The sequence below is a fragment of the Mesorhizobium sp. genome (assembly GCF_024509055.1).
GTDB lineage: Bacteria > Pseudomonadota > Alphaproteobacteria > Rhizobiales > Rhizobiaceae > Mesorhizobium.
On sequence record NZ_JANINM010000516.1, the window covers coordinates 1 to 10,382 of the forward strand.

At 62.9% G+C, this 10,382-nt stretch carries 13 protein-coding genes; 3 read left to right on the plus strand and 10 right to left on the minus strand.

Annotated elements, in window-relative coordinates:
- Positions 1–421: M20/M25/M40 family metallo-hydrolase (locus Q0L57_RS30380; RefSeq protein ID WP_296746783.1), on the minus strand; the 421-nt coding region annotated here is incomplete at its 3' end.
- 69 nt (positions 422–490) lie between these two features.
- A complete protein-coding gene (locus tag Q0L57_RS30385; RefSeq protein ID WP_296746784.1) occupies positions 491–1,819 on the minus strand; it encodes an aspartate aminotransferase family protein in 1,329 nt (442 codons plus the stop codon).
- Between the two features lie 240 nt (positions 1,820–2,059).
- On the opposite strand from Q0L57_RS30385, the gene Q0L57_RS30390 reads away from it, so the two are divergent.
- The gene (locus Q0L57_RS30390) at positions 2,060–2,689 is read left to right on the plus strand and encodes a TetR family transcriptional regulator C-terminal domain-containing protein (protein WP_296746785.1); all 630 of its coding nucleotides are present in this window, start codon (positions 2,060–2,062) and stop codon (positions 2,687–2,689) included.
- Positions 2,690–2,693: 4 nt separating this feature from the next.
- On the opposite strand, the gene Q0L57_RS30395 is transcribed toward Q0L57_RS30390, so the two are convergent.
- Positions 2,694–3,566, minus strand: a complete 873-nt coding sequence (locus Q0L57_RS30395) for a helix-turn-helix transcriptional regulator (RefSeq protein ID WP_296746786.1) — start codon at positions 3,564–3,566, stop codon at positions 2,694–2,696.
- Between the two features lie 103 nt (positions 3,567–3,669).
- Between Q0L57_RS30395 and Q0L57_RS30400 the strand changes: the two genes are divergently transcribed.
- A complete protein-coding gene (locus Q0L57_RS30400) occupies positions 3,670–4,515 on the plus strand; it encodes an SDR family NAD(P)-dependent oxidoreductase (RefSeq protein WP_296746787.1) in 846 nt (281 codons plus the stop codon).
- Positions 4,512–5,234: an SDR family oxidoreductase gene (locus tag Q0L57_RS30405; RefSeq protein WP_296746788.1), complete on the plus strand. Its 723-nt coding sequence runs from the start codon at positions 4,512–4,514 to the stop codon at positions 5,232–5,234. Before Q0L57_RS30400 ends, Q0L57_RS30405 begins: the two co-directional genes overlap by 4 nt.
- A gap of 5 nt (positions 5,235–5,239) precedes the next feature.
- Here Q0L57_RS30405 and Q0L57_RS30410 read toward each other — a convergent pair whose 3' ends face one another.
- The 7 genes from Q0L57_RS30410 to Q0L57_RS30440 form a co-directional block, all read right to left on the minus strand.
- A complete protein-coding gene (locus Q0L57_RS30410; RefSeq protein WP_296746789.1) occupies positions 5,240–5,734 on the minus strand; it encodes a DUF3592 domain-containing protein in 495 nt (164 codons plus the stop codon).
- Between the two features lie 79 nt (positions 5,735–5,813).
- Positions 5,814–6,191: a DoxX family protein gene (locus tag Q0L57_RS30415; RefSeq protein ID WP_296746790.1), complete on the minus strand. Its 378-nt coding sequence runs from the start codon at positions 6,189–6,191 to the stop codon at positions 5,814–5,816.
- 66 nt (positions 6,192–6,257) lie between these two features.
- Entirely contained in the window at positions 6,258–6,716 is a 459-nt protein-coding gene (locus tag Q0L57_RS30420) for a carboxymuconolactone decarboxylase family protein (protein ID WP_296746791.1), read from the minus strand.
- A gap of 11 nt (positions 6,717–6,727) precedes the next feature.
- On the minus strand, positions 6,728–7,258 hold the full coding sequence (locus Q0L57_RS30425; RefSeq protein WP_296746792.1) for an Rrf2 family transcriptional regulator: 531 nt from the start codon (positions 7,256–7,258) through the stop codon (positions 6,728–6,730).
- A 109-nt stretch (positions 7,259–7,367) separates the two neighbouring features.
- Positions 7,368–8,681: an NAD-dependent dihydropyrimidine dehydrogenase subunit PreA gene (preA, locus tag Q0L57_RS30430; protein WP_296746793.1), complete on the minus strand. Its 1,314-nt coding sequence runs from the start codon at positions 8,679–8,681 to the stop codon at positions 7,368–7,370.
- Positions 8,682–8,683: 2 nt separating this feature from the next.
- A complete protein-coding gene (locus tag Q0L57_RS30435; protein ID WP_296746794.1) occupies positions 8,684–10,048 on the minus strand; it encodes an NAD(P)-dependent oxidoreductase in 1,365 nt (454 codons plus the stop codon).
- A gap of 53 nt (positions 10,049–10,101) precedes the next feature.
- A partial coding sequence (locus Q0L57_RS30440) for a hypothetical protein (protein WP_296746795.1) occupies positions 10,102–10,382 on the minus strand: 281 nt, incomplete at its 5' end.

The following is a 10,382-nucleotide window of genomic DNA, read 5'->3' on the forward strand; positions in this document are numbered from 1 at the left end:
TCGCCGGCGCGAAGCGCGCGCCTTCCTCGTTGGTCCAGTTGGTGACCACGATCGGATGCCTGGTCTTGATGCCGAGATCGTTAAGCGAGCGCACCACTTCGAGCCCGCCAAGCACGCCGAGCACGCCGTCATACTTGCCGCCTGTCGGCTGCGTGTCGAGGTGGCTGCCGACATAGACCGGCGGCAGGTTGGGATCTGTGCCTTCGCGGCGGGCAAACATCGTGCCCATCTCGTCGAGGCCCATTTCGAGGCCCGCGGCCTCGCACCAGCGTTTGAACAGGTGGCGGCCCTCGCCGTCCTCGTCGGTCACCGTCTGGCGATTGTTGCCGCCGGCAATGCCGGGGCCGATCTTCGCCATCTCCATCAGTGAATCCCACAAACGGTCTGAATTGATTCGCAGATTCTCGCCTGGGGCGGCCATTCAAAGTCCTCTCATTTCATGTCTCCAGTCGGGCGGCGGTTCCCGACGCCGCCCGACCGGTCTGATAGCTTAGTCTATCGAGCGCAGAACGTCCCTGACATGGTCGATCAGCTCGTTGATCTGGCCCTTGGTGATAATCAGCGGCGGTGACAGCGCGATGATGTCGCCGGTCGTGCGGATCAGCGCGCCGCGTTCGAACGCCTTGACGAAGGCCGAGAAGGCCCGCTTCGTCGGGCTTCCGGCGATCGGCGCCAGTTCGATCGCGCCGATCAGGCCGATGTTGCGGATGTCGATGACATGCGGCTCGCCCTTGAGCGAATGCAGCGCGTCTTCCCAGTAAGGCGCCAGTTCCTCGCCACGCGTGAGCAGGCCCTCTTCCTTGTAGGTGTCAAGCGTGCCGAGCGCGGCAGCACAAGCGATCGGATTGCCCGAGTAGGTGTAGCCGTGGAAGAACTCGATCATGTGCTCCGGGCCGGTCATGAAGGCGTCGTGGATTTCCTTCTTCACGAACACCGCGCCCATCGGGATGACGCCGTTGGACACGCCCTTGGCTGTCGTCATGATATCCGGCGTGACGCCGAAATAGTCCGCCGCGAACGGCGCGCCGAGACGGCCGAAACCGGTGATGACCTCGTCGAAGATCAGAAGGATGCCGTGCTTGGTGCAGATCTCGCGCAGCTTCTGCAGATAGCCCTTCGGCGGCAGGATGACACCGGTGGAGCCGGCGACCGGCTCGACGATGACCGCCGCGATGGTCGACGCGTCATGCAGCGCGATGAGGCGCTCAAGATCGTTCGCCAGTTCCGCGCCATGCTCGGGCACGCCCTTCGAGAAGGCGTTCTTCTCCGGCAGATGCGTGTGCGGCAAATGGTCGACGCCGCCGAGCAGCGTGCCGAACATCTTGCGGTTGCTGACAATGCCGCCGACGGAGATGCCGCCGAAATTGACGCCGTGATAGCCACGCTCGCGGCCGATCAGGCGCGTACGGGAACCTTCGCCGCGAACACGATGATAAGCGATCGCCATCTTCAGCGCGGTCTCGACCGATTCCGAGCCGGAATTGGTGAAGAAGACGTGGTCCATGCCCTTCGGCGCGATGTCGACCAGGCGGTTCGCCAGCTCGAACACGATCGGGTGGCCCATCTGGAAGGCGGGCGCATAGTCGAGCTCGGCCGCCTGGCTCTGGATGGCCTCGGTGATCTTCGGCCGGCAGTGGCCGGCATTGACGCACCAGAGGCCAGCGGTGCCGTCGAGAACCTCGCGGCCGTCGCTCGTCGTGTAGTGCATGTCCTTTGCGGACACGAACATGCGCGGCGACTGCTTGAACTGCCGGTTTGCCGTGAACGGCATCCAGAATGCGCTGAGATCGTTCGGCGTGACTTTCAGCCGGTTGGACATGACCAAGACTTCCCCTTGTAAGCGTGTTTCGGTGCGGCCAACGCTTGGTCTTTGCTGCGTTTTCGTGCTACGCAAAATTTTGACCGGTTGGACAAACGTTAGCACCGCCCTGTCGGCGGTCAAGGGATTACTAGCGGAAATGCCACATCGAAGGCGCGCTCCACAGGTTGGAGAAAAACTGGTCCAGAGGATTGGTCCAGAAAGCTCGCGCAGCGGCAGCCGGCAAGGATGACGGCCACGATGGAAGGCTCAGCTCCCCGCCGCACCCGCATCCAGCTGGAAAAGCGCGAACTTATCCTGGAAGCCGCGCTCGAAGTCTTCTCAACCAACGGTTTTCGCGGCTCAACCATCGACCAGATCGCCGAAGCCGCGGGCATGTCGAAGCCAAACCTTCTCTACTATTTCCGTCGCAAGGAAGACATTCACGAGACATTGATGCAGCGCCTGCTCGACACCTGGCTGGCGCCACTCCGGGAGCTCGACGATATCGGCGATCCGATGACCGAGTTGCGCAGCTACATCCGACGCAAGTTGGAGATGGCGCGCGACTTCCCCCGCGAGAGCCGGCTGTTCGCCAACGAGATTCTGCAGGGCGCGCCGCGCATCATGCCGTTGCTGGAAGGCGAGCTGAAGACGTTGGTCGACGAGAAGGCGACCGTCATCAAGGGTTGGATGCGCGACGGCAAGATCGCCCGCACCGATCCGTGGCATCTCATCTTCTCGATCTGGGCGACGACGCAGCACTATGCCGATTTCGACGTGCAGGTCCGCGCGGTGCTCGGAACCGACCGTGGCGGCGACGGCCGCTTCGAGGACGCGGCAAGATTCCTCGAGCAGCTGTTCCTCGATGGGCTGAAGCCTAAAGCCTGAGCGATTAGGCGCTGCGCCGCTCGGCCGGCTGCCCGTCGAGCAGCTTTTGCAGCTTGGCGATCGAATTCTGCTCCGCAAGCGGCGTATAGACGATCAGCCGCATGTCCGAGCCGTCGTCGATCGACAGGCTCATGTGCTCGAACGTCATCGGGCCGGCGATTGGGTGGCGCAGATGTTTCAGGCCGGACAGCCGATGAACCACGTCGCGTTGCGGCCACCATTCACGGAATTCAGGGCTTGTGCGCATCATCAGCGCTATCAGCCGTTCGAAATCCGGATCGCCGACATATTTCGCGCTCTCGGCGCGGAACGCGGCAAGGGTTGCGCGCGCCAGTTGCTCCCAATTCACCAACAGATGCCGCCGGTGTGGATCGGTGAACACGCCATGGATGATGTTTCGGGCATCGCCCTCCAGCAGGCCGTAATCGCCGAAAATGGCAACGGCCGCGTCATTCCAGGCGAGCACATCCCAGCGCGGCCCAACGACATAGGCGGGTTGCAGCACAAGGCTCTGCAACATGTGCAGCAGCGGTCCCTCGACTTTGCCCCGGACGATGCGCCGCTGCTCCGGCTGCTGGCGACCGGCAAGCGTGAACAGATGCCGCTGCTCGGCGCTATCCAACCTTAGCGCCTGGCAAAGCGCCGAAAGCACATCGACAGAGGGCCGCACGTCCCTGCCCTGTTCCAGCCAGGTGTACCAGGTCGTGCCGACGCCGGCGATCATCGCCACCTCCTCGCGCCTCAAGCCGGGCGTGCGCCGCCGCGCGCCGCAGGCGACGCCGGCGGCATCAGGTGAAAGCCTCTCCCGGCGCGAACGCAGGAAGGCGCCGAGCTCGCGGCGGCGATGGTCTTCGGGGGAATGGGTGATGGCATCCACGCGCCTATTATAGCAGTACCGATACCAGGATAAAGTTTGAACTGTTTGGGATGCGCGTGGTGTCCCATCTTTGCGTCCAGAGCAGCACAAGGAGGCTCTGAACATGGAACTCAAGGACAAAACAATTCTTGTCACCGGTTCGACCGACGGTGTCGGCCGCCTGGTCGCTGAACGGCTTTGCGCCGCCGGAGCGCGCGTGCTGGTGCATGGCCGGGATCAGGGTCGCGCCAAGGCAGTCGTCGCCGGCATCGAGGCCAAGGGCGGCAAGGCCGAGCTTCTCATCGCGGACCTGTCGTCGCTTGCTGAAGTGCGCCGCCTTGCGGACACGGTCCGCGAACGCACCGATCGGCTCGACGTCTTGATCAACAATGCCGGCGTCGGCACCGGTGGCGCGGGCGCGAAACGGCAAGTAAGCGCCGACGGCTATGAACTGCGTTTCGCGGTCAACTATCTTGCGGGCTTCCTGCTGACGTCGGAACTGCTGCCGCTCCTTAAGGCAAGCGCGCCGGCGCGCATCGTCAATGTCGCCTCGGCCGGCCAACAGGCGATCGATTTCGGTGACGTCATGCTGACGCGGGCCTATAGCGGCGTGCGCGCCTACTGCCAAAGCAAGCTGGGGCAGATCCTGTTCACCATTGACTTGGCGGAACAGCTGAAAGGCACTGGCGTCACCGTCAATGCGCTGCATCCGGCAAGCTACATGGACACCACCATGGTGCGGCAGGCTGGCGTCACGCCATGGAGTTCCGTCGAGACCGGCGCCGATGCCATCCTCAACCTCGCGACATCTCCCGCGCTCGAAGACCGCAGCGGCCTCTATTTCGACGGCCAACGGGAATCGCGCGCCGACGCGCAGGCCTATGACGAAAAAGCCCGCCGCCAGCTGCGAGCCCTCAGCCTCGAACTGACCGGACACCCTTCCATGACATCCAGGGAACAGCACTCATGAGTGAGACCATCGAACATTGCGTCATCATCGGCGGCTCTTCCGGAATCGGCCTTGCCACAGCCAAACGGCTGGTCAGTTCCTCGATGAAGGTGACGATCACCGGCCGCGACGAGGAGAAGCTGAAGAGCGCGTGGAAGAGCCTAGGCGGGACCGTCGACAAGGCGGCCTTCGATGCCTCGAAATCGGGCGAGGTCCGCCAATTCTTCAAGAATCTTGGGCGGTTCGATCATCTCGTCCTTGCCGCAAGCGGCGGCAAAGGATTGGGAGCGTTCGCGACCCTCGACCTCGCCGACATCGCCAGCGGCGTCGACGAGAAGATCCGGCCGCAACTGGCTTGCCTGCAGGCGGCACTACCGACCTTGAACCGGTCGGGATCGGTCACCTTCATCTCGGCGGTTTCCGCGCAGGTCGCCATGCCCGGTGTCGCCGGCATCGGCGCCATCAATGGCATGTTGTTGACCGTCGCGCCGATCCTGGCGGTCGAGCTGAGGCCGCTGCGCGTCAATGTCGTGGCGCCCGGCGTCATCGACACGCCCTGGTGGGATTTCCTGCCGAATGACCAGCGGCAGGCCGTCTTCGCCGACTATGCCGGCAAGACGCCTGTCGGCCGCATCGGCCGTGCCGAGGATGTCGCCGACGCCATCGCTTTCCTCGTGTCGAACAGCTTCATGACCGGCCAGGTGCTGACCTGCGACGGCGGCTTGCGCTTTGCCGCCTGAGTGGATCAGTTGGAAATGAGGCCGGGCAGGAAGGCGAGCAGGATCAGTCCGGCAACGACCGCATACCAGACAAAGAGGTGGACCGCCTTCGTCAGCCGGCGGCCCACTTCACGCGCGCGCTTTGGATGAAGCGGATCGTAGATCACCTCGACAGGCGCGCCGACATTCCTGGTTGTCTTGTTGATCGGCAGGCTAGAGTCGAAACGCCACGTCTTGCCCTGCCGGTCGGCGAATTCGATGACCGGCGTATCCGGTCCATCGCTGGACTTGTCGATGCTCACCACCTTGCCGGTGGCAAAGGCGCCGCGTCGCCTCAGCACGATATCGCCATAGGTCTGTATGGCGAGCAGCGCCAGGAAGAAGGCACCGCACAGAAAGCACCATATCTGGATGTCGCTGGGATGCCCGCCAAGAGCCGCCGCGATTACCCGGAACGGGAACAGCGCCTCGTGGAAGGCTTCCGAGATGCGTGCCCAGAAACTGGTCCAGCCTTGCTCCATCGCCGCCATATCCGCGCCAACCCGCAGGTTTCATACCGGACAATCGCGACGAAGCGATTAACGCGGAACCGTAAGCGGCTCAGAGGTATTGGGCAATCAGCGCCAGGAAGCCTCCGCCCAGCGCAACATTGCTGACGATGCCGTTGATGCGGGACGCGCGATCGGGACCCTGATGGTCCCAGAAATTGTGGAACATCGCGGTTGCGACAACGAGAAAACCAATCAGCGCGGCTGCCGCCAGAGCGGTCCACAAGCCGGCGATCACCAGCGCCCCGGCGGCAACCTGCAGCAGGATGCCCAGCCACAGGGTAAGGCCCGCATGTGGAACGCCACGCGCGGCCATCAATGAGGTGACCAGCTTTCTGTTCTGGACGTTGCGCAGGCCGGCAAAAATGAAGGCGCCTCCGAGCAGGCAGCGCGCGGCAAGCAGAATCTCGTTCTGAAAATTCTCAAACATGTCTTTGATCCTGAAAGTGAAAAAAGGCGTGGGCCATCAGCAGGCCCACGCGATCGCCAATGAAGATCAGGCAGCCTTGGCGGCCGGCATCGGATGAATGGCATGGAACGGGACGCAGAGCCGGTTCCAGGTGTTGATCATGCCGAGCGCGACCGAGAGCTTGACCAGTTCCTCCTCGGAGAAATGCTGCAGCGCCCGCGCGTAGAGTTCGTCCGACACGCCGTTGTGGGCGATGAGGGTAACGGCCTCGGTCCAGGCGAAGGCCGCGCGCTCGCGCTCGGAAAACAGCGGCGATTCCTTCCAGGCGGAGACCAGATAGACCCGCTGCTCGGTTTCGCCGTCGCGCCTCGCCTCCCGGCTGTGCATCTCGACACAATAGGAACAGCCATTGATCTGAGACGCTCTCAGTTTGACCAGATGCAGCAGGCCTTCCTCGAGCCCGCATTCGTCGACAGCCTTGTTGAGCGCCAAGACAGCCTTCATGATTTCGGGCGCCTTGGCGAAGAATTGCAGCCTCTCTTTCATGGTCTTTCCTTTCATTCCTTGTTTGATTGAACATGGCTCGGTTGAGCCTTCTGCCGCCGCTGGTGGCGTTCGACGAAGGCGCAGCTTGCTGCGATCGAACGCGGGTCAGCGTCATTCATGAAGTCGGCGACAATGTCGGAGATCTTCGCTTCGGCGAGCGCGGCGCGGTAGGCGCGCTCGGCCTTGAGCATCGCGGCATTGATGCCGCATGGCTTCACGTAAGCCGATGCATCGAGCTTGACCGGACCGCGCTGGCGGATTTCACCACAGCGGAACGCCGGCTCCCGCCCCTCGACCGCAAGCACGATGTCGAGCAGCGTGATGCGCTCGGCAGGTCGCGCCAGCCGATAGCCGCCTGACGGCCCCGGAACCGATTCCAGGATACCAGACGCCGTCAGCAGGTTGAGATGCTTCAGCAGATAGCTCGGCGACAGGCCGAAGGCCTCGGCCATGGCGGCACCCGACATGGTGCTGTTGCCTTCGACGCCGGCAAGCATGGCTGCGCAGTGGATCGCGGCCTCGACGCCATCCCCCAGCTTCATGGTTCACGCCTCTGATTCATAGATATTTCCTATCATGGATAATTTTTATCTGCAATAAGAAACAAAAAAACGGCGCCCGAAGACGCCGCCTTTTTCGGATGCCTAAGCCCTACTCCGCAGCCACCTTGGCCATCGGATTGTTGGGGTGGGTCGTCCAGTTGGCATAGATCGGCGACACCGGCTTGCCGGTGCGCTCATCCATGGCGCCGGCGGCCAGCGGCTCCATGGTGATGCAGCCTTCGACCGGGCAGACATTGACGCAGAGGTTGCAGCCGACGCATTCGGCCTCGATCACCTCGAAATGCCTGGCGCCGTCGACAATCGCGGTGATCGCCTGGTGCGACGTGTCTTCGCAGGCGATGTGGCAGCGCCCGCACTTGATGCAGGCATCCTGGTCGATACGCGCCTTGGCGACATAATTGAGGTTGAGATACTGCCAGTCGGTCACATTGGGCGTGGCGCGGCCGATAATGTCGGAGAGCGAGGCATGGCCCTTTTCGTCCATCCAGTTCTCCAGACCTGCGATCATCTCCTGCACGATCTTGAAGCCATAGGTCATCGCCGCCGTGCACACCTGCACGTTGCCGGCACCGAGCGCCATGAATTCCGCGGCGTCGCGCCAAGTGGTGATGCCGCCGATGCCGGAGATCGGCAGGCCGCGGGTCTCGGGGTCACGCGCGATCTCGGCCACCATGTTCATGGCGATCGGCTTGACCGCCGGGCCGCAATAGCCGCCATGCGAGCCCTTGCCGTCGATGGTCGGTTGCGGCGCGAAACTGTCGAGATCGACACCGGTGATCGAGTTGATGGTGTTGATCAGCGACACCGCGTCGGTGCCGCCGGCGTGTGCGGCCCTCGCGGGCTTGCGGATGTCGGTGATGTTGGGCGTCAGCTTGGTGATAACGGGCATGCGCGTATACTGCTTGCACCAACGCACCACCATCTCGATGTATTCCGGCACCTGGCCGACCGCCGAGCCCATGCCTCGCTCGCTCATGCCGTGCGGGCAACCGAAATTGAGCTCGATGCCGTCGGCGCCGGTCTCCTCGACCAGCGGCAGGATCGCCTTCCAGCTTTCCTCCACGCAAGGCACCATGATCGAGGCGATCAGGGCCCGATCCGGCCAGTTCATCTTGACCTGCTTCATCTCGCGCAGGTTCGTCTGCAGGTCGCGATCGGTGATCAGCTCGATGTTGTTCAGGCCAAGCAGCCGGCGGTCGGCGCCCCAGATCGCGCCGTAGCGCGGGCCGTTGACGTTGACGACCGGGGGGCCTTCTTCGCCCAGCGTCTTCCAGACCACGCCGCCCCAGCCCGCCTTGAAGGCACGCTCGACATTATAGGCTTTGTCAGTCGGCGGCGCCGACGCCAGCCAGAACGGATTGGGCGACTTGATGCCGACGAAGTTGTTGCGAATGTCTGCCATGCTCATGCCCTCCCGTTAGAGGTCAATGCCCGGTGGATGGATTCGGCTGCGTCGCGCCCTTGAGCCACGGCCGAGACGGTCAGGTCGTCGCCACCGAAGATGCAGTCACCGCCGGCCCAGACCTTGGCCAGCGAGGTGCGGCCCTCGGCATCGACCTTGATGCGGCCGCCCTCCAGATCGATCGAGGCGGTGCTGCCGTTCAGAGCAGCCGGGACAAGGCTTTGACCGATCGCCTTGAACACCTGGTCGGCGACAAGCGTCAGCCGTTCGCCGGTGCCGGCGAGCTTGTCGCCGTTCATCGCCGTGTATTCGAGCTCGATTGCCGAGACCTTGCCGTTGTCGGCAATGACCCGCTTCGGCTGCAGCCAATGGCGGATGGTGACGCCGTTGGCAGCGGCCAGATCCTGCTCGAAGCCGGACGCGTTCATATGCTCCTGGCCGCGCCGGTAGCAGATCGTCACTTCCTCGGCGCCGAGCAGCTTCGACTGCACGGCTGCGTCGACCGCGGTCATGCCGCCGCCGATGACGACAACGCGCCGGCCGACTGGCAGGCTTGAAAGGTCGCTCGCTTGCCGCAGCTCGGCGATGAATTCGACCGCGTTGGCGACACCGTCAGCATCCTCGCCGTCGGCCCGCAGCGCATTGACGCCACCCAGCCCAAGACCGAGGAACACCGCATCATAGTTGCGGATCAGGTCGGCCAGCTGGAAGTCGTGGCCGAGCGCCTTGCCGTTCTGGATGTCGATGCCGCCGATCGCGGTGACATAGTCGACCTCGGCCTGGGCGAAATCGTCGACGCTCTTATAGGCGGCAATGCCGTATTCATTAAGGCCGCCGGCTTTCGGCCGCGCCTCGAGGATCGTCACGTCATGGCCATGGCGGGCAAGGCGATGCGCCGCGGCCAGGCCTGCCGGTCCGGCGCCGACGACCGCGACCGTCTTTCCGGTCGGTTCCGCGCGATTGTAAAACTGCTTGTCCTCGCTCATGGCGATGTCGGTGGCATAGCGTTGCAGCCGGCCGATCTGCACCGGCTTGCCCTCCGCCACCTCGCGCACGCAGACCTCTTCACAGAGCGTCTCGGTCGGACAGACGCGGGCGCACATGCCGCCGAGGATGTTCTGGTCGAAGATCGTCTTGGCCGAACCCAGCGGATTGCCGGTGGCGATCTGCCGGATGAACAGCGGAATGTCGATCGAGGTCGGACACGCGTTCATGCAGGGCGCGTCGTAGCAGAAATAGCAGCGATCGGATTCGACCAGCGCCTCATGGTGATCGAGCGGCGGATGCAGGTCGGAAAAATTGTCGGCATATTGCTCGGCTGACAGCCGGCCGCCGGCTATGCCTTCGATGAAATGACCAGTCGCCATTCCAGTTCCCCTTGTTGTCGTTTTGAGGAAGGCTAGCACGTTTTATTTTTTTATCAATTGGTCAATTTTCGACCAAGCCACTGTAATGGCTGGATAAAAATATGATTATCACAGTCATGTTTTTCTTGCCGACGCGGTGGCAAGAGCGCATGGGATTTCCGAACATCCGGCATCTTTTCGCGCGACTGTCGGATTTCTGTCCGCAAACGCGTCCTAGTATGGATCGTTCTGCGATCGAAGCCCCCACCGGTGAGGAGACAGACAATGCCAAATGCCCCAAAACCCTTCTTCTGGTACGAACTGATGACCACCGACCTCGACGCCGCCGAGGCCT

What these genes read in the sequence shown, in the direction of transcription:
- Q0L57_RS30410 (WP_296746789.1), bottom strand. Translation starts at nt 5,734, where the DNA reads ATGGAGCAAGGCTGGACCAGTTTCTGGGCACGCATCTCGGAAGCCTTC.
- Q0L57_RS30400 (WP_296746787.1), top strand. Translation starts at nt 3,670, where the DNA reads ATGGAACTCAAGGACAAAACAATTCTTGTCACCGGTTCGACCGACGGT.
- Q0L57_RS30390 (WP_296746785.1), top strand. Translation starts at nt 2,060, where the DNA reads ATGGAAGGCTCAGCTCCCCGCCGCACCCGCATCCAGCTGGAAAAGCGC.
- Q0L57_RS30425 (WP_296746792.1), bottom strand. Translation starts at nt 7,258, where the DNA reads ATGAAGCTGGGGGATGGCGTCGAGGCCGCGATCCACTGCGCAGCCATG.
- Q0L57_RS30405 (WP_296746788.1), top strand. Translation starts at nt 4,512, where the DNA reads ATGAGTGAGACCATCGAACATTGCGTCATCATCGGCGGCTCTTCCGGA.
- preA (WP_296746793.1), bottom strand. Translation starts at nt 8,681, where the DNA reads ATGGCAGACATTCGCAACAACTTCGTCGGCATCAAGTCGCCCAATCCG.
- Q0L57_RS30435 (WP_296746794.1), bottom strand. Translation starts at nt 10,048, where the DNA reads ATGGCGACTGGTCATTTCATCGAAGGCATAGCCGGCGGCCGGCTGTCA.
- Q0L57_RS30385 (WP_296746784.1), bottom strand. Translation starts at nt 1,819, where the DNA reads ATGTCCAACCGGCTGAAAGTCACGCCGAACGATCTCAGCGCATTCTGG.
- Q0L57_RS30420 (WP_296746791.1), bottom strand. Translation starts at nt 6,716, where the DNA reads ATGAAAGAGAGGCTGCAATTCTTCGCCAAGGCGCCCGAAATCATGAAG.
- Q0L57_RS30415 (WP_296746790.1), bottom strand. Translation starts at nt 6,191, where the DNA reads ATGTTTGAGAATTTTCAGAACGAGATTCTGCTTGCCGCGCGCTGCCTG.